27 protein-coding genes, 1 tRNA gene, 1 pseudogene and 1 riboswitch are annotated in these 25,151 nt (G+C 39.7%); of the genes and pseudogenes, 16 read left to right on the top strand and 13 right to left on the bottom strand.

Features of this window, described 5'->3' with window-relative positions:
- Window positions 1-259: 259 nt before the first annotated feature.
- Together prpE and IEV91_RS12780 are read right to left on the bottom strand one after the other, a co-directional pair.
- A complete protein-coding gene (prpE, locus tag IEV91_RS12785; protein WP_188497799.1) occupies window positions 260-997 on the bottom strand; it encodes a bis(5'-nucleosyl)-tetraphosphatase PrpE in 738 nt (245 codons plus the stop codon).
- Window positions 998-1,052: 55 nt separating this feature from the next.
- Complete coding sequence (locus IEV91_RS12780; protein ID WP_188497798.1) at window positions 1,053-2,231, bottom strand: FtsW/RodA/SpoVE family cell cycle protein; 1,179 nt, start codon at window positions 2,229-2,231, stop codon at window positions 1,053-1,055.
- A 296-nt stretch (window positions 2,232-2,527) separates the two neighbouring features.
- On the opposite strand from IEV91_RS12780, the gene IEV91_RS12775 reads away from it, so the two are divergent.
- Window positions 2,528-4,387 (top strand): monovalent cation:proton antiporter family protein, encoded by a 1,860-nt coding sequence (locus tag IEV91_RS12775; RefSeq protein WP_188497797.1) that lies wholly within the window; start codon window positions 2,528-2,530, stop codon window positions 4,385-4,387.
- A 133-nt stretch (window positions 4,388-4,520) separates the two neighbouring features.
- On the top strand, window positions 4,521-5,297 hold the full coding sequence (gene fabI / locus IEV91_RS12770; protein ID WP_188497796.1) for an enoyl-ACP reductase FabI: 777 nt from the start codon (window positions 4,521-4,523) through the stop codon (window positions 5,295-5,297).
- A 272-nt stretch (window positions 5,298-5,569) separates the two neighbouring features.
- Here fabI and IEV91_RS12765 read toward each other — a convergent pair whose 3' ends face one another.
- Together IEV91_RS12765 and IEV91_RS12760 are read right to left on the bottom strand one after the other, a co-directional pair.
- Window positions 5,570-5,716 carry a hypothetical protein gene (locus tag IEV91_RS12765; RefSeq protein WP_188497795.1) on the bottom strand — a complete coding sequence of 49 codons (147 nt, stop codon included), beginning with the start codon at window positions 5,714-5,716 and terminating at the stop codon, window positions 5,570-5,572.
- A 127-nt stretch (window positions 5,717-5,843) separates the two neighbouring features.
- Window positions 5,844-6,707, bottom strand: a complete 864-nt coding sequence (locus tag IEV91_RS12760) for a hypothetical protein (RefSeq protein WP_188497794.1) — start codon at window positions 6,705-6,707, stop codon at window positions 5,844-5,846.
- 229 nt (window positions 6,708-6,936) lie between these two features.
- Here IEV91_RS12760 and IEV91_RS12755 point away from each other — a divergent pair, with 229 nt between their 5' ends.
- The 3 genes from IEV91_RS12755 to IEV91_RS12745 all read left to right on the top strand — a co-directional run bounded on the left by IEV91_RS12755 (window position 6,937) and on the right by IEV91_RS12745 (window position 9,848).
- Window positions 6,937-8,118: a BMQ_0737 family morphogenetic spore coat protein gene (locus tag IEV91_RS12755; protein ID WP_188497793.1), complete on the top strand. Its 1,182-nt coding sequence runs from the start codon at window positions 6,937-6,939 to the stop codon at window positions 8,116-8,118.
- Between the two features lie 259 nt (window positions 8,119-8,377).
- A complete protein-coding gene (locus IEV91_RS12750) occupies window positions 8,378-9,364 on the top strand; it encodes a hypothetical protein (protein WP_188497792.1) in 987 nt (328 codons plus the stop codon).
- A 109-nt stretch (window positions 9,365-9,473) separates the two neighbouring features.
- Window positions 9,474-9,848 (top strand): hypothetical protein, encoded by a 375-nt coding sequence (locus IEV91_RS12745; RefSeq protein WP_188497791.1) that lies wholly within the window; start codon window positions 9,474-9,476, stop codon window positions 9,846-9,848.
- 75 nt (window positions 9,849-9,923) lie between these two features.
- Here IEV91_RS12745 and IEV91_RS12740 read toward each other — a convergent pair whose 3' ends face one another.
- From IEV91_RS12740 to IEV91_RS12725, 4 genes are all read right to left on the bottom strand, one after another.
- The gene (locus tag IEV91_RS12740) at window positions 9,924-10,619 is read right to left on the bottom strand and encodes a DUF421 domain-containing protein (protein ID WP_188497790.1); all 696 of its coding nucleotides are present in this window, start codon (window positions 10,617-10,619) and stop codon (window positions 9,924-9,926) included.
- Between the two features lie 383 nt (window positions 10,620-11,002).
- The gene (locus IEV91_RS12735) at window positions 11,003-11,446 is read right to left on the bottom strand and encodes a GNAT family N-acetyltransferase (RefSeq protein ID WP_188497789.1); all 444 of its coding nucleotides are present in this window, start codon (window positions 11,444-11,446) and stop codon (window positions 11,003-11,005) included.
- A 4-nt stretch (window positions 11,447-11,450) separates the two neighbouring features.
- On the bottom strand, window positions 11,451-11,969 hold the full coding sequence (locus IEV91_RS12730; RefSeq protein ID WP_188497788.1) for a 2'-5' RNA ligase family protein: 519 nt from the start codon (window positions 11,967-11,969) through the stop codon (window positions 11,451-11,453).
- A 99-nt stretch (window positions 11,970-12,068) separates the two neighbouring features.
- Entirely contained in the window at window positions 12,069-12,806 is a 738-nt protein-coding gene (locus IEV91_RS12725; RefSeq protein WP_188497787.1) for an alpha/beta hydrolase, read from the bottom strand.
- 248 nt (window positions 12,807-13,054) lie between these two features.
- Here IEV91_RS12725 and IEV91_RS12720 point away from each other — a divergent pair, with 248 nt between their 5' ends.
- Window positions 13,055-13,615, top strand: a complete 561-nt coding sequence (locus IEV91_RS12720) for a phosphatidylglycerophosphatase A family protein (protein WP_188497786.1) — start codon at window positions 13,055-13,057, stop codon at window positions 13,613-13,615.
- A 119-nt stretch (window positions 13,616-13,734) separates the two neighbouring features.
- Window positions 13,735-13,810, top strand: a tRNA-Val gene (locus IEV91_RS12715).
- Window positions 13,811-13,864: 54 nt separating this feature from the next.
- Here IEV91_RS12715 and IEV91_RS21735 read toward each other — a convergent pair.
- Window positions 13,865-14,020: pseudogene (locus IEV91_RS21735) on the bottom strand (site-specific integrase); the annotation flags it as partial.
- A gap of 231 nt (window positions 14,021-14,251) precedes the next feature.
- Here IEV91_RS21735 and IEV91_RS12710 point away from each other — a divergent pair.
- The 6 genes from IEV91_RS12710 to IEV91_RS12685 all read left to right on the top strand — a co-directional run bounded on the left by IEV91_RS12710 (window position 14,252) and on the right by IEV91_RS12685 (window position 19,262).
- On the top strand, window positions 14,252-14,707 hold the full coding sequence (locus tag IEV91_RS12710) for a hypothetical protein (protein ID WP_188497785.1): 456 nt from the start codon (window positions 14,252-14,254) through the stop codon (window positions 14,705-14,707).
- A gap of 128 nt (window positions 14,708-14,835) precedes the next feature.
- On the top strand, window positions 14,836-14,988 hold the full coding sequence (locus IEV91_RS12705; protein WP_229745583.1) for a rhodanese-like domain-containing protein: 153 nt from the start codon (window positions 14,836-14,838) through the stop codon (window positions 14,986-14,988).
- Window positions 14,989-15,293: 305 nt separating this feature from the next.
- Window positions 15,294-15,608 carry a metal-sensing transcriptional repressor gene (locus tag IEV91_RS12700; RefSeq protein WP_188497784.1) on the top strand — a complete coding sequence of 105 codons (315 nt, stop codon included), beginning with the start codon at window positions 15,294-15,296 and terminating at the stop codon, window positions 15,606-15,608.
- 19 nt (window positions 15,609-15,627) lie between these two features.
- Window positions 15,628-18,024, top strand: a complete 2,397-nt coding sequence (locus tag IEV91_RS12695; RefSeq protein ID WP_188497783.1) for a heavy metal translocating P-type ATPase — start codon at window positions 15,628-15,630, stop codon at window positions 18,022-18,024.
- Window positions 18,025-18,055: 31 nt separating this feature from the next.
- Window positions 18,056-18,259 (top strand): copper chaperone CopZ, encoded by a 204-nt coding sequence (gene copZ / locus IEV91_RS12690; protein ID WP_188497782.1) that lies wholly within the window; start codon window positions 18,056-18,058, stop codon window positions 18,257-18,259.
- Window positions 18,260-18,488: 229 nt separating this feature from the next.
- Entirely contained in the window at window positions 18,489-19,262 is a 774-nt protein-coding gene (locus IEV91_RS12685; protein ID WP_188497781.1) for a DUF4396 domain-containing protein, read from the top strand.
- 168 nt (window positions 19,263-19,430) lie between these two features.
- Here the strand turns inward: IEV91_RS12685 and IEV91_RS12680 are convergent, their stop codons facing one another.
- From IEV91_RS12680 to IEV91_RS12670, 3 genes are all read right to left on the bottom strand, one after another.
- Complete coding sequence (locus tag IEV91_RS12680; RefSeq protein ID WP_188497780.1) at window positions 19,431-20,834, bottom strand: MFS transporter; 1,404 nt, start codon at window positions 20,832-20,834, stop codon at window positions 19,431-19,433.
- A 554-nt stretch (window positions 20,835-21,388) separates the two neighbouring features.
- Window positions 21,389-21,724 carry a L,D-transpeptidase gene (locus IEV91_RS12675; protein ID WP_188497779.1) on the bottom strand — a complete coding sequence of 112 codons (336 nt, stop codon included), beginning with the start codon at window positions 21,722-21,724 and terminating at the stop codon, window positions 21,389-21,391.
- 146 nt (window positions 21,725-21,870) lie between these two features.
- Window positions 21,871-21,972, bottom strand: a complete 102-nt coding sequence (locus tag IEV91_RS12670; protein ID WP_188497778.1) for a YjcZ family sporulation protein — start codon at window positions 21,970-21,972, stop codon at window positions 21,871-21,873.
- 240 nt (window positions 21,973-22,212) lie between these two features.
- A riboswitch (SAM riboswitch) is annotated at window positions 22,213-22,316 on the top strand.
- Between the two features lie 78 nt (window positions 22,317-22,394).
- Here IEV91_RS12670 and IEV91_RS12665 point away from each other — a divergent pair.
- Window positions 22,395-22,637, top strand: coding sequence for a Fur-regulated basic protein FbpA (locus IEV91_RS12665; RefSeq protein WP_188497777.1), 243 nt, complete (start codon window positions 22,395-22,397; stop codon window positions 22,635-22,637).
- 32 nt (window positions 22,638-22,669) lie between these two features.
- Window positions 22,670-23,560 (top strand): sulfite exporter TauE/SafE family protein, encoded by an 891-nt coding sequence (locus tag IEV91_RS12660; protein ID WP_188497776.1) that lies wholly within the window; start codon window positions 22,670-22,672, stop codon window positions 23,558-23,560.
- A gap of 81 nt (window positions 23,561-23,641) precedes the next feature.
- Here IEV91_RS12660 and IEV91_RS12655 read toward each other — a convergent pair whose 3' ends face one another.
- Complete coding sequence (locus tag IEV91_RS12655) at window positions 23,642-24,688, bottom strand: YkvI family membrane protein (RefSeq protein WP_188497775.1); 1,047 nt, start codon at window positions 24,686-24,688, stop codon at window positions 23,642-23,644.
- Between the two features lie 229 nt (window positions 24,689-24,917).
- Between IEV91_RS12655 and IEV91_RS12650 the strand changes: the two genes are divergently transcribed.
- The gene (locus IEV91_RS12650) at window positions 24,918-25,142 is read left to right on the top strand and encodes a twin-arginine translocase TatA/TatE family subunit (protein WP_188497774.1); all 225 of its coding nucleotides are present in this window, start codon (window positions 24,918-24,920) and stop codon (window positions 25,140-25,142) included.
- The last annotated feature ends 9 nt before the right edge of the window (window positions 25,143-25,151 follow it).

Raw genomic sequence — 25,151 nt, 5'->3', positions numbered from 1 at the left:
TTATGTGCAGGCGCAGCTCTATTTTATTAGTTTTCCTCTTGTTATATGCACCTTGACTTCGGCCGTTTTTCTGGAAACCCTTAAGCTTAGTGGAAGCTGGATAGAAGTAAAAGCATAAAATGAAGAGTGAGTGAAGCCTGTTTTCAAAAAAGCGGGGAAAAGCGGTCATCAAAAGAACATAATGAAGCCCGTTTTCTAATAAGACCGAAAACGGGCACTAAAGGTTAAAGACTGGAAGGAGGAGATTAGAGGAATAGGTTTAATCAAAACGACTAAATTTTTCAGCGAGATAGGGTTGTGTAGAGGGGACAGAAACGATTTCCATTTCGGGATAGCGCCAGGCTGTAAGCTTTCCCCCAAACACACAACCGGTATCAATATTTATGCTGTGAAACGCGATTCTTGGTTCATGAACAGGTGTATGCCCATAGACAATCCAAGACTCGCCGTGATACTTTTTCGCCCAATCAAGTCTGATTGGACGACCCTCAAAATCAGTATCCCCTGTAATATCACCATAAAGGACAAAAGTCTTAATGCGTTTATTCATCGGTTTGCCAATATCCCGTTCTTTAATGCCTGCATGAGCAACAATAAGCTTTCCTTCATCGAGCATGAGATAGAGAGGGGAGGTCTCGTATAATGTTTTAAAAGCATGGGAGATGCGCTTATATTCGCGTCTTTCTAGCGCATCAAGCTCGGCCACCGTTGTTTCTAAACCATGTTTAATTTGGACATTGCGCCCGAGCATGTATCGATAGAGCTTATCGCAGTGGTTTCCTGGAACATATAACCCTAGTTTGGCCTCTACAAGCCTTGTTACAAGCTGAATCATCTTCACCGAAGCTGGGCCGCGATCTGTAATATCTCCGACAAAAACAGGAAGTCTTCCCTTAGGATGACGAGGGAGTTCCATTTCCCATTCATAGCCTAAAGCTGTTAATAGTTGAACACATTCCTCATAGCAGCCGTGGACATCGCCGATACAATCGTACATTCCTTTTCACTCCAAATTCAGAATCACCTCTTAGTGTTTCCTATTAATGAAGGGATCAATCAAACATGTACTGCCGCGAGCGAGCTTCAATACTTAAAACAAGGCCAATGGCGATCATATTCGTCAATAAAGCACTTCCCCCGTAACTGATGAAGGGAAGAGGGATTCCCGTAATGGGCATCAATTGAATGGTCATGCCGATATTTTCAAATATGGTAAAGGTCAACATGCCGATGATGCCCGTACAAATATAGGTGCCATAGGAATCGTGTGTTTTCAAGGCCGCATTCACAAGGCGATAGACCAATAAGAAGTAAATAGCAATGGTGATACTACCGCCAACAAACCCAAACGTTCCACAAATGACTGCAAAAATAAAGTCGGTCCAACCTTCAGGAATAGAAAAGTTCGTCGCTGCAAATCCTCTGCCGTACAGTTCCCCAGAACCAATCTTCATCAGGGACTTCAATAGTTGATAGCCCTCTTGGTTCTGATTATTCTGAGGATCTAACCAACCGTAAAAGCGGTCAAGCTGATGTTGTTCTATAAATAGGAAAACAATATTTTTATCAATGTAAAAGTAACAGATCACGAGTGCTGTTATAAGGATAACGGCAATGAGAAATAGGCCAATGATGATCCGCCAACGAATCCCACTAATAATAATGAGAGAGGCAATAATAGCCAAATAGACGGTAACTGTCCCTAAGTCAGGCTGTAAAAGGACAATAATAAGCGGTAAGAAAGCGACCGCAACAATTTTTCCTAAGAGAATAAAATCATCTTTAATCTGGCGAATAGCTTGAGATTCATTATGCTTAACGATTATTTGGCTAATGATGAGGATTAATACAATCTTCATGAATTCTGAAGGCTGTACAGAGCCTATACCAGGGAGGTTGTACCAACTTACAGCACCATTAACAACATCCCCTGCAAAAGGAACAGGGACGCCATGTTGTTTAGCAAAAAGGCCGAATAATAGGAGCATGAAAATACCATAAAAAATCCAAGAAAGGAATTTAAAACGGTCGTAGTCCATAATATAAATACCAGCAATGACTAGACCACCGATCACAAACCACATCCCCTGATGCATGATCATTGATTTTGCAGATAAATTGGTAGGATAGGGAGCAAAATAGAGTGTGATAATACTAATACATGCCAATAAAAAAATGATAAAAATTAATGTATAATCAAGCTTTGAACTTACTGAGTTCTCATTATCCATAATATCGTTCCTTCATTTTTTCTTTAATAGAGGCTGCTTAAATCGTCTATTTTAAATGATTTAAAAGCATACCCTATCTATTTTAACATTTTTCTTGTGCTATAGAAGGATGAGAATGAAAAGTTTTTGACAGTTTCTCATCTGTGAGCTAAAAAGTCCAGTATTTATGTGCGTTATGGAAATATGTAAAAAATTCTATATGAATTTAAGTATTATCTCTTGAATGTTTTGTCTCGGTTCGTTAGATTTTATTCAAGGTCATTTATAGTTTTATAAAAATACAAGGGAGGTAAAAAATGGAGACAAGTACCTCATTTGCATCTTTAGTTGTCGTTGTTGTTGTGGCTTTTCTCATGCCTTTACTTTTAAATCGGTTGCGCCTTCAATTTGTCCCTGTCGTAGTTGCTGAAATTGTTGCTGGGATCATTATTGGCAAGACTGGATTTAATTTCATACATAACGATTCTATTTTAGACACATTATCAACGCTGGGTTTTATTTATCTTTTGTTTTTGAGTGGATTAGAGATTGATTTTTCTGTTTTTGCTTCTAAAAATAAAAATAAGAAAAACAGTCAAATCAAGAAGAAAAAAGAGCCGAATAGTTTTTTATTGGCGATCATTATTTTTGTTTTCATTTTAGTGATTTCTTACGTTCTTGCCCTTGGTATTGGTTTATTCGGGCAAAGTAGTAATCCCTATTTAATGACACTAGTCATCGCCACTATCTCATTGGGGATTGTTGTGCCGACGTTAAAAGATACCGGCATTTTGAAGTCCAGTATCGGACAGAACATTCTCTTGATTTCCGTTATTGGTGATTTGGTCACCATGATCTTATTGGCTGTTTTTGCTTCTTTATACTCTGAGCAATCAGGCAGTATTTATTTTATCGTGATTCTCTTCCTTGCAGGCATCGTCTTTTATTTCCTAGGAAAGTATTTTAAACATCGTTCCTTTTTGGAGACAATGACGAAAGGGACTATTCAAATTGATATTCGCGCAGTCTTTGCGCTTATTATTGTCTTCGTAGGATTAGCAGAGTCTTTGGGTACGGAGATTATTTTAGGCTCATTCTTAGCAGGCGTATTGGTTTCACTGTTATCACCCAATCCAACAATGGTGCATAAGCTCGATTCCTTTGGTTATGGCTTTTTAATCCCTATTTTCTTCGTAATGGTTGGCGTGGAATTGGATCTCCGTTCAATTTTTACAGATCCTCAAGTTCTTGTCCTCATTCCGATGCTTCTTGTGGCTTTTTACCTTGCGAAGCTTGTACCGGCATTATTTCTCAGGAAATGGTATGGGTGGCGAACAGTGTTGAGTGTGGGCATGCTGATTTCAGCAAAGCTAACGCTATTGATTGCCGCTGCTCGAGTGGGGGAGCGTCTGGGCATCATAGGAGCAAAAATGTCGTCAGCCATTATTTTAGTCGGCGTGATAAGTTCCATTGTAGGTCCGATAGCATTTAAAAAGATTTTTCCGACAGAAGAACATAAAAAGGCCAAGAAAAAAGTGGTCTTTATTGGGGCAAATCAAATTACTTTGCCTATTTCACTAGAATTAGATAAAGAGAATTTTGAGACCGTTGTTTTTCATCGAAAACAGGAGAAGTGGGATCGGGTGGATCAAATGGGACAGTCGACCTTTGAAGTTCGGGACATTCCGGACTGCAGGATTGAGACTGTCAATGAAGTCCATGGCTTTGATGCCGATATTATTATTTTGGCGACTAAGCAGGATGAATTAAATGCTGAACTTGCGCTAGAGGCGCAAAATCATGGGGTGGAACGTATTATTGCCCGAGTAGAAACCCCTGACATGGTCGAATCTTTAAGAGATAAAGGCATTGAGGTATATTCAAGTTTACTCTCAGCCAAAACAATTCTTCGGGCATTGATTGAAACACCAGGGCTTGTCGATATCTTGACAAAAGATCGTTCTCTCCTTCATGAGGTGCGGATGAATAATCCGAAGTATCACTTCTGTAAGCTTAAGGATTTTCCTTTTCAAGGCGATGCCATTATTATTCGTGCCTTTAGAGGAAAGGACTCCATTATCCCGCATGGTGATACAGAATTATTGTTAGGGGATCGCTTGATTGTGACAGGAAGTCGAGAACATGTCGCTAAACTTCGTGAGCTTTTAGAAAGCTAGAGGGAAGTAGGGTCAAAGGGTAAAGGAAAATGGATACATTTTTAATGGAAAATAAGCGAATAATCAGTAGCTAACTTCATGGTATAATAAGAGGCAAGCGTGTCTATTTAAGCGTATAAGGAGGACAAATGGAATGAATATATCATTTGAAAACAAAAACATTATCATAATGGGCGTTGCGAATAAGCGGAGTATTGCTTGGGGGATCGCAGAGGTTCTACATAAGGCCGGAGCGAATCTTATATTTACATATGGAAAAGAACGTTCCAAAAAAAATATCGAGAAGCTCGTTGAGACGTTAGAAAACCAAAATCATCTTATCCTTCCTTGTGATGTGACTGATGATGAGGCGATTCATCAGACCTTCAACACGATTAAGGAGAAAGTTGGCATCATTCATGGCGTGGCACACTCTGTGGCGTTTGCAAATAAAGAAGAACTAGAGGGTGAATTCGTCGATACCAGTCGCGAAGGCTTCTTGTTGGCTCAGAATGTCAGTGCCTACTCCCTAACGGCAATTGCAAGAGAGGCACGTCCTTTAATGACAGAAGGTGGCAGCATTGTCACGATCAGCTACTTAGGTGGCGAACGTGTGGTACGTAACTATAATGTGATGGGAGTGGCTAAAGCGTCTCTAGAGGCTAGTGTGATGTACTTGGCTAATGATTTAGGAAAAGACGACATTCGGGTCAATGCCATTTCTGCTGGTCCATTGCGCACACTTTCCGCAAAAGGGGTTTCTGACTTTAATAGTGTCGTTAAAGTGATTGAAGAGCGTTCACCTCTCCGTCGCTCGATTACGCTTGAAGAGGTTGGGAATACGGCCCTTTTCTTATTCAGTGAATTGTCAACAGCCATTACAGGCGAAGTCCTTCATGTGGATAGTGGCTATCATACCATCGGGATATAATAATTTTTGTATTTTTGGCTGGGGCCCTTTCCCCGGCTTTTTTCTTTTACCAGAATGTATAAAAATCTGGTTATCAGCACGGTGTGGATTTTCCACTTCAGACCACTCGCTTTCCTCATGCCGGAACACACAATATTTAAGTGTTCCGAATCTCGCGTTTTCCGTTCCACCAACTAAGTTGCTGATGGTGGTAAAAAACATTTTTAATGCCTGAATAAGGACCGGGCATTTATTTACGCCCGGTTTTCTAACTCTTTAAGCTCATGTGCAATTTAATAAGGTTTCCATGTGACTTTACCACAGCTTTGGCAGCCACCATTTTTCTTTTCGGTTTCGAATAAAGAATGGGGCTTTCTTTGTTCTTGGAATCTTTTTCTTTTCACTTGCTTATACAATTCACGCACTTCGTATTTCCTCATGACCAACACCTCTTTCCTTTTTCAGACATAGTATATTCCGGGTTCCATTAATAGGTGAGATGTTTGGCTTAGATAAGCTTTAAAAGCCAATGTCCTTGAAGACTGTTTTTGTTTCAAGATGTACTCGTTAGTGCTTTTTTTTGAAAGGATTAATAACCGTCTTGTTATTCGCTGTTTTAATCGATTTGAAAGGGTTGATGGCTTCGGGAGCCTTTGAGTGTTGCTGTTTTAAAAAAGGGGCTGGCGATGGCTTAAAATCAAGCGCTTCTTTATCCACATCCTCATGTGAAGGGGCCTTAACCTCAGAGCGAGGACCTGTATTTAGAGTATCGAGGGGCTGAGGATATTTTGGGTTATAGGGGGGAAAGGCTTCAGGGAGACTTGGCCAAGAATCCCCTTGTTTATCCGTTTTATAAAAAGCAGCAAAGGTTGTATTAATCGGAACTAGGATCTTTTGGACGAGATGTAGATATTCAGAAAAAGAAATATGCGATAGCCTCTGGCTATCTAAATGAGGGTTTAAGTAGCTGAGGATGAGAAAAACGAGCCATTCTGTCATTTGCGATTGTGACTGTCCAGCGTGTATGTGTATAAAAATAGGTGGAGCCATGACGGGTGTCCATAATTTCTTGTGAATAATATTTTTGATTTCCGTTGGGTATAGCTTTTCCAAGGGTTTAAGGCGATAAGTCAGTTGATCCTGTTTAATTTGCAGAGGACCAGGAAGACTTGAAGGAAACGAGACGGTGAAATCGCTTTGCTCTTTGATTTCTGTTATTCCAACTGAAAGCCCAGTATGGGTAAGTATAGCATTGAGGTCTTGTACGATTTCCTGAGATACACCCTTGATATAAAATCTCTTATTAGGATAGGCTCCGATAATATGCTCTTGATCCAACCTTAATCCCCAATAAGGTAAACACTCTCTAAGTTTGACATACTCACGATCAGCAAGCTTAAACGTCTGGGTATTGTATATGAGGTGAAACAAAGGAAAGCCTCCTTTCAAGTTGCTTTTGTTCATCATTTTAAATGAAAACTTTGGAAGCTATGTCAGAACGGATCCAATCGTTGATCATTGGCCCGTATGAGTGAAAGTCAACTTTTTCAAGTGACCCATTAAAATGGGCGGACAGATGTGTACCAATATCCGCTTAATACCCATAGTATGTAATGAAACAATCAACAATGATATTTGTTGAGGGAAAGGAAGGTATTTTATGGGTAACATGCATAAACCGAGGAATATCAAGCATGCGAGCAATAGTTTACAAGATGAATGTATTCGTGTTCCAAAGGTCTATGACTGGGTGACGGATACACTAACTGTAACAAAAACCATACCATTTACTGAAGAACAGCTTGAAGAAATAGAATGCGCCATGGATGATCCTGATCGTCGTCCACTTAGATTAATAAGTCGTACACCAAAGACTCCACCATTATTCCCGTTAAATCAAAGCAATCCAAAGCTTTATGAAAATAATGGTTTCTTCTGTGAACAAATTGGAGAAAAGCGTAATGTCACCGTTCCTGTTGCAGGAGACTTTGTCGATGCACAACTCGTCGATCTTTTATTTAATACTGATGTCAAAATTGAGGTTGTTGATCGACACGGTGAAGCAGTTACGGAATGCGTCATCGATGTAGCAGCTATGGAATCTTTTGTCCTTTGCTTCCCTGATGGCACCGATCTACTTTGCCGGATATCAAGAATTTTCAGCCGGATTTCATCAGGAACAATCTTACTCAACAATCCAGCACCAACAAGCTTCAAACTCGAAGTCACCTTCTGTGTCGATGTCCAAGTTGAAGCCGAAGTGAAGCTTGAAGTCCTTGCTAAGTTCTGTGATCCACGTGAAAACAATATTGTCGCACCAGAAAATGAAGTGACACCTTGCCCACCTGTAACATTCCCTGAACAATGCCCTAGCATTTTCCCAGCTAAAGGTTGTGAATGCCAAGCTTCAGGTGAAGCAACAGGGGTAACATCCGAAGAAGCAACAGAACAAGGTCAAGTCGGCATCTTAGTCGATATTTGTCCAGATTGCAGCCTTGTCAACAGCACATTCGAATTCACATTCGATGATCGTGACCGTGGAGATGGCTTAAGAAATCTCACCTTTATTGCCGATAGCTTCGATCCAGAGACATTAGAATGCAAAGACGTTAAAGGTGGTACTAAGCTCATCGCGAGTGGTGATGGTCATACGGATGATGGTCGTCACTTTGATTTTAACCTTGCATTAGTAGATAGCAAATTTGGTTCACAATTCCAAGTACAACTCATCCACGAAAGAACAGGTAAGGTTATCTTTGATACAGGGGTAGTCGATGCAGGTGAATGCACCCTTTCAATTCAAGATTGCGTAGACTTTGATGATCTAAAATTTAAAGTATAAAACGAAAGAGTGGGAGTGATCCTACTCTTTTTTTAAAGATAAGAAAATTGACAAGGGAAGAATGCGTATAAGCTAAGTTTTCTAATAAGGTCAGTATCCCTTTGTTTGAGGAGATAGGGATGGGAATGCCCCTGCCTCCTCATGATCCTCATTAAAGCCGTTTTTTGGATATAAAATACGTACAAGTCAAACTGTCAACATTTTGCCCAGTTTTCATACTATATCGAGAAACATAAGAAAAATTCAAGGGGGCGAGAGCTTGGATAATCAAAAGCGTGGACTAAGCGTCTCCAGAATAATAGATCGGGAAAAATACTATAAGTCTAAGGCACTTCAATTAGAAAAAGATCTCATCTTTTCTAATGAAAAAATAAATGCTTTAGAACAACAGCTTGAGCGTTTGACACAATCGACAGAATCTAATAAGGAAAAGCAATTACATTCTGAACAGCAATTAAAGGAGCTCAATACAAAGTATCAGTCGCTCAAAGACCGCTATGATCAAGAAATAGCTGAATACAAGAAACTTGAAGAGGATCTAAGACAAGAGGTTAGCCAACTAAGGAAAAATCAAAGAACTGATCATGAAATTGAGCCAGAAGCTTATGAGAAGAAAGTAAAAAGCTTCGAACGGTTACTTGCGGAAATTCAAACGGAACTCACGGAAAAAGACAAGGAAATTGAAACCTACAAAAGACGCTTAGCGGTGATGGAGAAACGCTTACGTCATCAGAATGATCATGATCTAGAACATCATCCTAATCAAATAGAGCCCTTAAAAAATCCGGTCACGTCTGATCAACGGGCAATCCCTTACCTTGATTATGCGCTTATTATTGGTGAAAAAAAATGTATGATACGTGGCGAACTTATTATAGAGAATGTTGGACAGGGTGAGCTGGGGACGCCTTATATATGTTTTCGATTTACCCCGGGTGATGCTGCTGAGATTAAAGGTAAAATTATGTCTTGGTCAACAGCAGATAAAGAAGCGCTCGATGAAGAAAAGTGGAAGTGGGCTTTTCTGGATACGGATTGGGCGGAGGAAGCGAAAGAGCGTGGTGAGTTATGGATTTATCCTACCCAACCATTAAAAATTCCTAAGAATAGTCGCGTCATTCTCAGTGATTTACAAATACCTGTTGAACGTCAATATTATGATCAATTGTCAGTAGAAATTTTTATTTATTTTCATGAAACCCAGTATCGCGTAAAAGCCGCGAATCAAATCTTAATTAATTTCTAATCCAGGAAGTACCATCAATAAACGAAAGTCACAGTTTTTAGGCATCAGTCCATACGATATGAGTCTATGATGCATATAGTGTCATGAAACCAATTCAGGAGGGATAAGCGTGTCCGAGGAAAAAAAGAAGCAAGTGAAACAACTACGTGTAGGCACTTTACACATTCATGCTGATGAAATTGTTCTTCACCAACCAGAGGGAAGCAGTAGCCCCAACGTTCAACAAGGTCAAAATCCAACATTTCAAGGACCCATTGCTCGTGATTTCTGGGGATTTCCAATCCGACAAGTTCAAGCGCCTCAAGCTCAACAACCTCAAGCGCAAGAAGAAGCCTCTGAGGAAGTGAAAGGTGAAGGCGTAGAAAGTAATCAAGAAAAGACAGACGAAACCGACGATGTAAAAAACGAGCAAGAGAGCACAACTGAACAAGAAGCACCGCAAGCCCCACAAGGCCCACAGGGTCCTCCCTTTGGATGGATCTAGTGTAAAGAGCAACCTGTAGCGGTTGCTCTTTTAGGTTTAAAAATCATGATTGGAATGTAATTGTATCGGCTTACGCTAATCTGTTGGTGACTTATAAATGGTTTGCACGAATAATCCGTCTTCCTCACGCCATTCTGCAAACATGACATTGCGAATATCATGGATGTTTCGTTTCTTTATTTCTGCTTTTAACCATTCCACATCCCGACCAATGAGTGGAAAGTTTTGTTTGATAAGAACGCCATCACTCACAAGGGTAATTGGGAGGCTTACTGATTTTATGGGAACATTAAGGTCGCCTTTACTAACCGTATCGTAAATTGGTTTTTTAATAATTGACAGTTTGCCGTTAGGTTCAATGATAGCATGTTCAATTTCACGAATTGAAAAGACATTCTTTTCTCTAAGCATCGCTTGCAGGCGATTCATATCGACCTTGGTTTTTTTTAAAGTTGCCCGATCAATAATACCATTATTAATAACTATGGAAGGCTCGCTTTCAAATATTCCACGTGATTTGTTGATTTTTAATGTAATGAAATCAATCACTAGAATTAAAATTCCCCAAAAAAAGATACTATACAGCATTTTCCAAGGATCAACATCATCAGAGAAAAGCGCATTTCCGACAAATTCCCCTAGGACCAACGTCGAAACAAAATCAAACGGTGTCGCTTCAGCAATGGAAGAACGCCCAATTATTTTCGTTAAAATAAGCAACGCAAAAAAGCCAATAAGTAACTCAATGGTGGTTTCAAGATATGTATGCATAGATAGACCTCCCTTCAATAAGTTTTACATTATAAAGAGCGGTTTATGCATAGAGAATCAAAAAGAATACGTCCAAAATGAGGACAAGTTGGTGAGGAGGATGCAAAAGAAAAGCATTTGGTTGGAAAAGAGAGGTAGGGTGCCCCAAAAAGAAGGAGGGAGGAGACTAACAAAGAGAGCTGTTACGTCTAAAACGCGCGCGTAATAAGGGGCGTGCTCACAAAAAAGTGGATGGACTAATAAAAAGAAAAGGGAGGAGGGGAAAAATAAAAATATGCGTCTACTGGCAAAGACGCACGAATCCAATATCAATATCTTCCCTTAAAGGGTGTACGGTTACACTAAATAAAAAGGCCGCCGAATAAGCTCGAGGCAGCCAAAAATTATTTTACTACTGAAGTTGTTTGGATTGCTTTTGTCATCTCAACATGCGGAATGTTGGCATCATAAAAAAGATCTGAAGTAACCTTATAGCCAAGTTTTTCATAAAACCCTTGAGCATGGGTTTGAGCATGCAGGACTAATGTTTTCAGTCCTTTTTCTAAAGCCACGTGTTCAATCCTTTGCATGAGGGCTAAACCAATGTTTTGGCCGCGAGCTTCTTTTAGAACACAGATTCTTTCTACTTTTGCTGTTTGACCTTTAATACGGATACGTCCGGCGCCAACGGGGTGCTTCTCATGATAAATGACAAAGTGGACGGCACTTTTTTCATGTTCATCGACTTCAAGTTCCATAGGGACCTGTTGTTCCTCTACAAAGACTGTTTTTCGAACAGTAAGGGCGTCTTGGTACTGTTGTTCATTTTCTACGATGATAATATCCATTACATTAGGCTCTCCCTTTTCCAAGTTGAAAGGATTTATAGACTCTCCAAGTCTTATTATCAAGCTGTTCTAGAAGTTGAAATTGATCGATCGTTTCTTCATGGTGGAGTTCAATCATTTTAAGTTGAGCTAAGATATCCGAGTGCTCGATATCTGAAAGCCCTTGAGCAATTGTAATATGGGGGACAAACTTATAATGATGCTTGCTCGCAAAATCCTCGCCGTGTAATTTAGTATGAAGTTCTAAGAGGTTAGGCTCTTCTTTTACCTTTAAATAAATCACATTGTTCACGGGATGAAAGGAGCTGACCTTTTCCACTTCAATGTGAATGGGTTGAACTGAGCTGGCAATGTCCTCAAGCATATTGATCGTTGTATCTAATTGCTCTTTTTCGATATCGAAGGCTTCTTTAACGGTAATATGTGGTGGAATATAACCGTAATGAGGATCATAACGCTTGCGATAGGAATTCAGTTTATCTTGTAATTGTTTGGATGGAAATAGTGCAATTCCATACTTCATTTGCCTTTCCTCCTCCACTAATTATAAGAATATTATAGCAGTTAATAGGTTATTTGGATATGTTAACGGATTTAAAAGAAAATCTCCATTTAAATTTGGTTACGCTTCTTCCCTTGCTAACATCGCCATCAATGCGTTGCCAAGATCTGCTTGCCACGTTTTCCAAGTATGATTACCTTCAAGTTCTTTATATTCATAGGAAGCGAGTCCCTGTTGTTTTAGCGCATCGTGAAGGGCACGATTAGGTGTCAAAAAGTCCGCAAGATCCCCCCAAGTGGTCTTGACCTCATCTTCCTTAAGTCCAATCGTGTGATAAATGGCAAGTTTTTCAGCCTCTGGATAAGTCGCGACTTGGTGAAGCATTTTATCATTGACATAAGGAGACTGCATAATGACTTGACCAAATGTATGTGGGAAACGAAGAGCCGTAATAAACGAGACCGTTCCTCCAAGTGAATCTCCAAGTAAAGTACGGGAACTTGCTAAATCATCCAGCGCATACTTTGCCTTCAATTGGGGCAGGAGTTCAAAAACGAGGTATTTGATAAAAGCCTCATGTTGATCACCATCAGGATGATAACGATGCCAACGTTGCTTGACATCAGCATAAGGAATCGCGCAGATCACAGGGCTGACAATGGCTTTTTTCTCAATTAAACTGTCAGTAAGCCCAGCAATTCTTCCGAGGTTAAAATAATCGCGACCATCCTGAGCAATCACAAGTGGATAGGTATATAAAGGTGAATAATTAGGCGGTAAATAAATGATAGACTTAACCTCTGTCTTTAAAAAACGGCTTGTTAGGATAAAATCCTCGACCGTACGTTGTGCAGGCATGGTGCTCCTCCATTTCTAAGGGATTCGCCTTCATTGTACCATAAATACTGTAAAATTTAAGCATTGAAAGTTTAGGCCAAAAAGACTATTTATGCGGTTTCTAGCATTGTTTTGCTTTCATTTAAGTAGATGTTGTTGATAACTGTTTGTCCATTTTACTTCTGAACTTAGAAGCGCCTTCGTATAATAGAAATGTACCTCATTTCATAACAGAACATATAATGTAATTTAAGAAGGAGGAGCCGAAAATGAATCAGCGAGTACACAGCCGTGAGGTCTATAAAGCTGCAAGACATCTGTTAAAGGAACGGGGAGTCGAATTAGAGGACATTGCCGAAATCGTTTATGAAATGCAATCTCCCTATCAACCGTATTTGCAGCTAGAAAAATGTTTAGAAAGTGTCGAAGCCGTTTTAGAAAAACGAGAAATGCAACATGCCATTTTAGTAGGCGTTGAGCTTGATAAATTAGCAGAAAAGGGCTTGCTTTCTGAACCCTTACAGTCGATCGTCGCTCAAGATGAAGGGTTGTTTGGCGTTGATGAAACGATCGCTATCGGTGCCGTCTTTGGTTATGGGAGCATTGCGGTGACCACCTATGGTCATTTAGATAAAGCAAAGACTGGGATTATTAAAAAGCTCGACACAAAAGGTGAAGAGGGTGTCCATACCTTTTTAGATGATCTTGTCGCGAGTATTGCGGCAAATGCCTCAAGCCGACTGGCTCACCGCATCAGAGACGAAGAAGAAGAGGCACAATGCGAAGTGGATTCCATTCTAAAGGATAAAAATAAGGATTCTATCCTATAACTTTTAACGAGTAGGGAGCCTCCCTCTCGTCTTTTAATATGAAAAAATAACTTTTAATTTTTCTATTGACGAAGTGGCCGTTATCATGTATATTAATATTTGTCCTTCAAAAAAAAGACGATCCGTTAGCTCAGCTGGGAGAGCGCCACCTTGACAGGGTGGAGGTCGTAGGTTCGAGCCCTACACGGGTCACCATACATAAACCTATTAACAACGTGGTTTCTCGCGAGCAGTCCGAGGAACCACGTTTTATTGTCTAGCGCTCATTTGCAAACATTTTGCAACTTCCATTTGTATTCCAGCTATAACGTGTAAATAAGTATCTAATGTTGAATGCTCCATACGTTCAGATACTATTTTGGGATGGACGCCATTTGCTAGTAGAATGGTTGCATGAGTGTGTCTTGTCCGATAAGCCAAACACGTACGCTCTTTTTTGCAAAGAAATAACTTGAACTATCATTACATACCTCTTGAATACTAAAAAAGCTATTTGTACGATCACAAAGGTATTAGAAAAAAACGAAAATTCATGTGGTAATTTATTGCATAGTAATTGTATAAATAGTATATTTTTGTTTTTGTCCGTATCTCTAATTGTTATAATGAAAAAAACCAAAAATAAAGGAGATTATAATGGTTAAAGATATTTCAGCGATTGTTGAAGATGTAGAATTAAAAGAAATAGGAGAAGAAAAAAATCTCATTAATTATTTAAAGGAACTAGATATTCATACACTTAACCAACTATATTACATATTTAACGGTGGTGCATCTTTGAAAACTCCCATGCAAATGTTAAAATTACTATTGATTCCATTGAGTATATTTGGTGGATTTATTATTGTTTTTATGAATTATGGCAGTCAAGAATCTGGTCTATTTAGTCCTGATGACAGGGAATTTATTAAAACAATGTTTGGCTTCGTAATAGCATTACTCGGTATTTTTAGTTTTTTGAAGTCGAAACGAATGTCGAAGAAAACAGAACTAATAAAACGATCCCATAAAGTGGTTACAAGACAAAAAACAATGTCCATGATTTCATTTGTATTGGAAGAAAAGTATAAGGCATTGTCCGATTATAAATGATAAATATAAAATTAAAATAGACTATCCTCATTTTTTTATTTAAAATTTGAAGATAGTCTATTATTATATTACTTATGTTCGCGAGGAGGTCACACAAGGCATGATTTCTGGGGCAAAACTTTATCGCATTGGATGAAACCGATAAACATGCGGAACACATTATTGTTTGTCGTTCTGGTGGACGCAGTACCAAAGCGTGTCAACTGCTTATCGAAAAAGGATATAAGGTACAGAATCTGGTAGGGGGGATGATCGCTTGGGAGGCTAAATACAGAAAATAAGATCGTGTCATTTTCCAACCTAGGACATATGAGAATAACTGATGATACTCTGAAAACATTTGAGTTCCAGTGATCAACGGAAAAACAGGTAACATTATATATTGCAAGTAAAATGACGATATTTATAAAAGGTATCGTTTTTTTTGTTTTCTTAAAAGGCTCAGTCCACGGAAAAACCGACACCCCATTATGGAATGGGTTGACGTCAGTACTTCACTCGTACAAAAATTTTTAGAAATCAGAGGCATATTGTTTTGATAAAATACCATACAGGGGTATACTATTTTTATAAAAGAGGTGAGCATATGGAAAAGGAAAAGAGCATGCAACCTGAGAAACATCCGTTACTGCCTAGATCTGAAAAAGAAAAACAAGCCATGATTAATCGCTTAAAACGAGTTGAGGGGCAAATAAGAGGCTTGCAAAAGATGGTTGAAGATGATCGCTATTGCCTGGACATTTTAGTTCAATTGTCCGCAGTCCAAGCCGCTTTGAAGAAAGTGGGATTAGGATTGATGGAAAGACATACTAAAATGTGTGTCAGCCATGCGATTAAAAATGGCGATGGTGATGAGTACATTGAAGAACTCATGCGGGTCATACAGCAAATCTCTAAATAATTAGAGGGGTGAAATAGAGATGTCTAGCACCAAAGAATTATCCCTTGATATCACAGGGATGACGTGTGCTGCTTGCGCAAATCGAATAGAAAAGGTCCTCAATAAAATGGAGGGCGTTGAAGCAAATGTGAATCTCGCGTTAGAGAATGCCAAAGTTAAAATAAATTCTGATACCACGCAAACTCGCGATATTGTTGGTCAAATTGAAAAACTAGGCTATGGGGTCCGAGAAGAGAAGGTGGATTTCGATATCAGGGGAATGACGTGTGCCGCCTGCGCGAACAGAATAGAAAAGGTTCTCACTAAAATGGAGGGGATTGATCAAGCGACGGTTAATTTGACCACGGAGTCAGCGACCGTATTGTATCAAACCGGTGCTATCACTCTTGATGATATGGTGGCAAGAGTCAAAAAATTGGGGTATGAGGCGATCCCAAAAACTGATACTGAAGATCCTGTGGATTACAAGGAAAAGGAATATCGGAGCAAGCTGATTAAATTTGTCATTTCCGCGCTGCTTACCTTGCCTTTTGTTTATATGATGATCGCTGAATTTACCGGCTTACCGATGCCGATGTTCTTAAGTCATCCTTGGACACAGCTTATTTTAGCGGGTATTATCCAGTTTTATATCGGTGGGCCTTTTTATTACGGGGCTTTCCGGGCCTTACAAAATAAAAGTGCCAACATGGATGTTCTCGTTGTCTTGGGGACATCAGCGGCTTATTTATACAGTATCTATGGTGTCATCCGTTCGATCATTGAACCTTCATATCACGCCGATTTGTATTTTGAAACAAGTGCAGTTTTGATTACGCTGATTTTGCTGGGGAAGTTATTTGAAGCGAGGTCAAAAGGGCGTACCACAGCGGCCATCAAAAGTTTGCTGGATTTACAGGCGAAAGAAGCCACTATTGTTCGTGACGGTAAGGAAGAAAGCATTCCTATTGATCAGGTACAAGTGAACGATCTTTTAGTTGTCAAGCCGGGTGAAAAAATACCCGTAGATGGTATTGTGATTGACGGTAAATCTTCCGTTGATGAAGCCATGATCACCGGGGAATCTCTACCAGTGGAAAAATCGATAGACGATCATGTGATAGGGTCAACACTCAATAAGAATGGCACATTAAAGATGAAAGCTGAAAAAGTCGGAAAAGATACGGCCTTAGCCGGGATTGTAAGGATTGTAAAAGAGGCTCAAGGTTCAAAGGCACCTATTCAACGATTAGCTGATGTGATCTCGGGAATTTTCGTTCCGATTGTTGTCGGTATCGCTGTTTTAACCTTCATAATTTGGGTGGCTTTCATTGACCCTGGCAATGTACCAGGAGCGCTCAGACCCGCTATTGCCGTTTTAGTTATTGCCTGTCCGTGTGCATTAGGATTGGCCACTCCCACTTCAATTATGGTCGGTACGGGGAAAGGGGCTGAGAAGGGTTTACTCTTTAAGGGAGGTGAGTATTTAGAGACGACGCATAAGCTCGATGCGATTCTCCTTGATAAAACAGGGACGGTGACAAAAGGGAAGCCTGAAGTGACTGATTTCATTGTGTTTAATGGTGACAAAGCGCAACTCTTATCGATGGTTGTAGCTGCTGAAAAAGCCTCTGAGCATCCTCTCGCTCAAGCCATTGTGGCGTACGGTTATGATCATAGTATTAAGGCGTTGTCGGCAACGAATTTTGAAGCGATACCTGGTCATGGTATTCAAACGGTTATTGATGGAAAGACCGTACTTATCGGAACGAGAAAATTCATGAAAGATCATGATATTCTTTATGAAGAACATGAAACTGAAATGGCTACCCTAGAGTCTGACGGCAAAACAGCGATGTTCATTGCGGCTGATGGAGCACTCCAAGGCGTCATTGCGGTTGCTGATACGCTCAAAGCATCATCAGTCTCTGCTATTCAAGAACTCAAATCATTAGGCTTAGAGGTCTACATGATCACTGGGGACAATAAGCGAACCGCCATGGCTATTGCTCAGCAAGCAGGGATTGAGCAGGTGTTTGCTGAGGTTCTTCCTGAACATAAAGCTGAGAAAGTCCGTGAGCTGCAAAAACAAGGGAAAAAAGTAGCTATGGTTGGGGATGGTATCAATGATGCGCCTGCCTTAGCAGCAGCAGATATTGGTATGGCGATCGGGACCGGTACTGACGTCGCAATTGAAGCGGCGGACATCACATTAGTTGGTGGAAATTTGGCCCACATTCCAAAGGCTATTGCGCTTAGCCGAGCAACGATGAAGAATATTCGTCAAAATTTATTTTGGGCACTATTCTATAATTCCATTGGTGTACCGATCGCGGCTATTGGGCTTCTCGCCCCATGGGTGGCTGGGGCAGCAATGGCTTTCAGTTCAGTTTCAGTCGTCACAAACGCATTAAGATTAAAACGGGTAAAAATATAATTAAACTCTAATCAAAAAGGGGACATTCAACATGGAAAATGTGACTCTAGACGTTCAAGGCATGACTTGCGGACACTGCGTTCAAGCTGTAACAAAGGCTCTGAATGAGGTTGGGGTTAACGACGTGGCTGTTCATCTTGAAACGGGTAAAGTAGATGTCAGCTTTGATAAAGAGAAAGTGACTGTAGAACAAATGAAAGAAGCAATTGAAGATCAAGGATATGATGTTGTTTAAGCTTACTCCGTCCCACTCAAATTGAGTGGGGCTTTTTTCTAATTTGAGTATAAAGCTCTGATTGTATCAGAAAAGACAGTTTTTGACCTCCACTTCATTAGATTGCAGACGATGTCTTTTAGCATTTATTGAAGGAGGAAAAAGGTCCATCTATGGAGACATGCTTTCTATCCTTACGTTTTAATCATACCCCATAAGGGTATCCTCCTATTTGAGGAGGTTTTGAACAATGCCGTGGTTAACACTTGTTTCATGGATAGCAATCATCATAGGGCTTTTACAAGGATTCATCATTACCCTTGATGTTATAAGGCATCCGCAAAAAATGATGCCAATTATGAACATTGTTTGGCCGTTAACAGTGTTATATTTCCCTATTTTCGGACTATGGGCCTACTACAAGTTAGGGAGGGTAAAAAAACAGATGGACATGGAAAATGAGGATAGAGAGCATAGGAAAATGGGCACACCAATGGAGATGCACCAGGGTTCGAAACATACGGACACCCACGATCATCACGCTATGGATCACCATTATCATCACCCCCATAGTGAAAGGCCTTTCTGGCAGGGGGTATTTATCTCAACAACACATTGTAGTAGTGGATGTTCACTCGGGGATCTCATCGGGGCACCCGTTGTATTTTTCTTAGGCATAACGATTGCTGAAAGTGACCTATTCACAGATTATGCCGTAGAATTTGTGTTAGCTTATCTCTTTGGCATTGCCTTTCAATATTATGGAATGGGCTTTAAAACGCACACGCGCCCTGGAAAGGATTTAGTGAATGCCATTAAGGCAGATACTTTGTCGCTTATCGCTTTTGAGATAGGGATGTTTGGATGGATGGCTATTGTACACTATGTGTTGTTTACCGATGTTCCTCGCGTGAACGATGCGACGTTTTGGTTTATGATGCAAGTGGCTATGATGTTCGGTTTTTGTACGAGCTACCCTGCTAACTGGTATCTTGTAAAGAAAGGGATCAAACATAGTATGTAGGAGTAGGAATGATGTCCCTTATTTTTAATGGTCATAAGCAGACGCAGTTTATTTAAATATGTTGAATGTTATCGTTATTGCATTAAAAAGGTGCAAGGCGTTAAAAAACCCGAATGGTCAAGGACTGCATTCGGGGATAAATATAGGTGCTTTTTCATTGGATATATTTTATTCCTTTTGTTCTTGTTCGCTTTGCCACCACAGGGAATCTTCTGGATTTTCAATGGCTTCTTTATACTCCGTTTTCGTTGCAACGGTTGGGTGCGAGCCTTTTAAGGATTTTCCTGAAGTGCTATTGAATAAGAAAAAAATGACTAAAAACCCGATGATACTCACGAGGGTTAAATAGAACCCAGGGGCTAAGTTATTATTGGTTTGGTGAACTAACCAGGTTGAAACTAATGGGGTCGTCCCACCAAAGATCGAAACCGAGACATTAAAGGTGACAGCTAATGTTCTATAACGAATATCTGTAAAGAACATTGTGGGTAACGTTCCAGGCATTGTTCCTTCATAAGTTGACAGCATCACACCTAAAATGAGAATGCCTAAAGACACGAAAATTAAACCATTCAAGTTTATTAAATAAAAGGCAACGGCGGATAAGAGCGTTAATCCTCCTAAACCTATTAAGAAAATCGTCTTGTTTCCAATAATATCACTCAGCTTTCCAAACATGAGAGCGAGTGGTACCATAATAATCATTATAATTGTAATGAGTACGGTGCCGACGGTACTCGATAATCCAATGATCTCATCTAAATAAGAGGGCATGTAGGATAATAACATGTAGTTTGTAATATTAAAGAAGGCAACGGCTACAAAACAAACAAAAACATCCCTTTTATGGTGTTTTAATATGGAAAGGAAGCCTTCTTCTTGTTCGTCCTCTTCCGAAAGCTCATTTTCAAATATCGGTGTCTCCTCTAAATTCCTTCTTAAGTAAAATCCAATAAGCCCCAAAGGTAATCCGAGTAGAAAAGGTATTCGCCACCCCCATGAGGTCATCTGCTGATCAGATAATACAATAAAGAGGAGGCTAGCGAGTAATGACGCTATGATATAACCGACAAGCGTCCCTATTTCTAATCCACTTCCGAGCAAATTACGTTTATTGTCTGGAGAAGATTCTGCAATGTAAACCATTGCGCCTGCATATTCTCCACCGGTTGAAAACCCTTGAACAATTCTAGCGACTAATAGGAGTATAGGTGCCCAAATCCCAATTTGATTATATGTAGGTAATAAGCCTATAAGTAATGTTGAAAAGGCCATTAAAATAATCGTGATGGTTAAAACGATTTTTCTTCCTAGCTTATCACCGATCTTACCAAATATAATCCCACCAATTGGCCGCATTAAAAAGGCAATAGCAAAGGTTGCAAATGTGAACATTAATTTTAGCTCATCATTGTCAACAGCACTAAAAAAGTTTTGACTAATAATAACGGCTAAATAAGAATATAGGCCAAAGTCAAACCATTCCATGGCGTTGCCTACACCCGTTGCGAATACACTTTTCTTTGTTTGTTGGATATCTACAACGTTAATTTTTTTCTTATTAAATCTCATTTTAAAGGTCAACTCCTTAACATCGTATAAAGTTCCCCTTGGCTACACCCACTTGTTATGACGGCCTCTTTTTGTTATGTTTGAAATTTTTATGGCGTGTTTCGTAATAAAACATATTGCTGACCGTAACGTGTATTAATGAGAAGAGGAAGAGTTGTATCAAAGGAGACAAGCACATGCGATTGCCATGTGAAAACTATGACTCCTTATATAGAATTTAAAATATTTCAATATACAGCACATACCTTGTACAAGAAATTGGCCTACATATTAATATCTCAAAAGTATGTGCGTAATATCCGCAGTGACTACTCTTTGGAAATGGTATTAAATGGGTTATGTATAAGGAGGAATTAAGGGAGTGAAATAAAGGGTTATAAAAAATATATAAAGCTTTAATGCCCCCGACTTGAACTCAGATATGTATAACATCTAGCAACGTGGTTTCTCGCGTGCATTCCGAGGAACCACGTTGAATGCTGCTTTTGAAAAAAATGCTAGTCGTTTGTTCTCGAGGTGCTCTTTTTTATATAATGTGGAAACTGTTATCCTCCTCATTTATGAATACTCACGCGACTACCTACGGGAACTCTGGCGGAGAGTTCAAGAACATCCTGATTGTACATTCTAATGCAGCCATGTGAGACGTCCTTTCCAATAGAAGCGGGGTTATTTGTTCCATGAATACCGTAATGGGGTTTGGACAGGCCCATCCAAAAAGCTCCGTAGGCACCCCCAGGGTGATTCTGTTTATTAATAATGGTGTAGGTCCCTGAAGGTGTCGGTGATAACATTTTTCCAACAGCAATAGGATACGTTTTTAAAAGTTTGTTGCCGTCGAATAGTTTGAGCTGATGCTGTGAAGTGGATACATCTATCCATTTAGCCATAAAAACAACTCCATTTTTTGGGATAGTATATGAATGAGTCAAGCCAAGGGTTCATGATCTAAAGGAGACGCTTAGTATATGTATGTAGATTATAAAAATAAGCGCCTGAAATTCAGGCGCTTTGAGAATGGGTTGCAGTGATTCTTTTACCAAACGTAGGCGGTACCTACAATGATTAACAAGATAAACAGGACAACGATTAAAGCAAAGCTAGAACCGTAATTACCACCAGAACTATAGCTCATCATAACACCACCTTTTTCTCTGATAATACATATTATGAGGGCACTTCAAAATGGCTTGGACATCTGTTGAATTTCTTAAAAAAGTATTTATCGCAAAAATCTGGATGTTTATCATTGTATAGTGAGGACGGATTTTGATGGATCTGCTTTAACTTTTTCATAAAACCAAGTTGACAGATGTGAATAATGAGTTTAATATGAATAAAAATTATATTGAATACAAAATTGTCAATCGGATCTATCTTCTTATGTAGAGAGGCGGAGGGACTGGCCCTATGAATCCTCGGCAACCTTGGCGTGACCAAACGGTGCCAAATCCAGCAAGTCAAAGACTTGGAAGATAAGAGGAGGTGTCGTTACATTCGTCAGCCCACTTCCTATCTATGTAAGTGGGTAATTATTATTTTTGAGGAGGCGTATGTATTGTGAGTCATTTACTTCGGGAAGCCGTTGAAAAAAGAAGAGAAGAATTAATCAATAAACTGATCACCTTTGACGTTTATAAGGTCCAGCATAAGCACCTATTTGAATTATCTTTATCACAATTAGAGAAAGAATACGATCATCTATTGAACGCTTCACATCCGCATGGAGGAATGGGATCTATTCAATGGACCCATAGTCACAAAGAGAGTGCCAAAAAAAGTACTGTAACCCAATATGACTGAAACACCAAATAAAAAGACAAAGGGAGTTTATCATGAGAAGATTGTTGATCTTTGCGATTGTAGGTTTTTTTGCCCAATTTATCGATGGATCACTGGGGATGGCTTATGGTTTAACCTCATCAACCTTGTTATTAGCTTTTGGGGTGGCTCCCGCAATTGCTTCAGCGTCTATCCATTTAGCTGAAATTGCAACAACCGCTGCCTCCGGAGTATCACATATACGGCTTGGAAATGTTAATAAACGGATTGTCTATCGGATGATGCTTCCGGGAGCCATTGGAGCTTTTGTGGGTGCTTGCTTCTTAAGCCATTTACCTGGGGACCGGATTGCTCCTTATATTTCTGGTTTTTTACTGATTTTGGGGATATATATCGTCATCCGATTCTTCTTTAATTTTAATCCAAAGGAAGGGTCAAGAATATTTTCCAATAAACAACTGATGCCCTTAGGGTTAGTCGCAGGGTTCTTTGATGCGGTTGGTGGCGGAGGATGGGGCCCCATCTCGACGCCTGTTCTCCTCTCACAAAAAGGAATTCCAGCGAGAAAAGTCATTGGTTCAGTGGACACCAGTGAATTTGTAGTTGCTGTAGCAGGAACGTTGGGGTTCCTCATCTCTCTAGGAATAGAGGATATTAATTGGGGCTATGTTGCGGTCTTTGCGATTAGTGGTTTAATTGCCGCTCCTATTGCCGCTTGGTTTATTAAAATACTTCCCCCTTACCTTCTAGGGATTATTGTGGGTGGTGCCATTATTTTTGTTAACGGGCGGACGATATTGCAAGCGGTTGGGGTATCTTCAGGAGTAACCACTGCTCTTTATCTTGGCTTTGTTATTGTATGGGTCATTGCCATTGTTATCTCGATAAAAAGGAATCGAGTCAGAATCGGGCAAGAGGAAGCGGGAACATCAAAAATGGGTTAAACAAAACAGTTTAACTTTTACTCGATGTATGTATAGGCCCGCCTAAAGGCGGGTATCGCAATCTCATCTGTTAAGAGATTGCTATTTTTTAATATTAAGACGGGACAAAGGATAAAAGACGATAAAAATAAATATGAAGAGGCTGATCCCGCCAAAGAATCTATAGAATAGTGGCAAAAGGATACCAAAGTCAATTTGACTTATAAGAATACACACAAACAAAATCATGAGTACACATAGATATTCAGGAAAATGCAGCCGGTCATGGATTTGGCGACTCAGACCGAAAACATTGCCAATCACTGTTGAGAAAATCTCTCCAAATACGACGAAAACGTAGAGAAAATGAATAAAGACACCGAGGGATCTTACTGACTCAGCCATAGGGATATTATATTGCTGAACGTTTGGAAGCGCGTAAAGAACTAAAAATGAGGCCAGTAAGATAACGGTTAATCCAAGCCCTCCCCAAAAGCCTCCCCACTTGACAATCTTTTCATTTTCCATTTCTCCGCCCAACGGCACCAAAATCACTTCCGACATTGTCAGGTTATAGGAGATATAAATAAAAGCGTTCATTAACCAGCTTGAGTGAACTAAAAGTCCCGATGGTTGGACCCTGTTGAGGATAGCCCCATGACTTAAAGTGAAGAAGGCCATGAGTAGTGTAAAGAGAATCATAATAGGAACAACCAAAGAATTCACTGTAAGAATCCCTTTTAGCCCTTTTAACATGACGAAAAAACATAAACCGACAATGAGGAGAGTCCCCCATATCGCAGGGATGCCCATCTGTTCATAAAATAAGGACCCCGTGCCAGAGATCATCACTGAGGTACTTCCAAATAATATAATAAGGAATAAGAGGTTAACCAGGGAACCGACCCTCTGTCCAAATAAATAGTGATTGAATTGTTCATAGGAACGGAATCTTGCCCTATGTGCGAGCGTCATTATTTTTGTTCCAATCCAAATAAAGCAGATTCCGGTTAAAAGAATCCCAAGCAGTCCCAAAATCCCAGATGAGATAAAAAATTCAACAATTTCTTTACCTGTTGCAAATCCAGCTCCAACAACCGTCCCAATGTAAGTAGCGGCGACTTGTAAAATTTGTTTAGTATTTCTCATCTGTATTCGTCTCCTTTGGTCTCTCTTTCAACTGGAGAAAGTAAAAATTTGAATAAGTGTAGGATTAAAAAATCACCTAATAATATGTATAGGTTGTACTCTATTTTGTTAGAACAAGAAACACTGTAAACGTAAAGAATTTATACTTTCAGAAACCGCTTAATAAGTACTGTTTTTATATCCTTTTTGGTGTATAATGAGAGAAATCGAACATAAGGAGATGTAGGTATTGGGTGATCTATTTGCTCCGAGTCATATTCTGCTCATCGTTATTGTTGCTTTATTTTTGTTTGGGCCCAAAAAGTTACCGGAATTGGGTCGAGCTTTTGGGAGCGCATTGAGAGAGTTTAAAGCGGGAACCAAGGGGCTATTATCAGAGGAAAACGATAAGGAGACAGCTCACCATTTTGTTTCTCAGGAAGAGACTAACATAATGGGGAAGGCTGGAAAATAACAACAAATA

Source organism: Pullulanibacillus pueri (genome assembly GCF_014639255.1).
Taxonomy (GTDB): Bacteria; Bacillota; Bacilli; order Bacillales; family Sporolactobacillaceae; genus Pullulanibacillus; species Pullulanibacillus pueri.
This window is presented reverse-complemented; position numbering and strand designations above follow the sequence as displayed.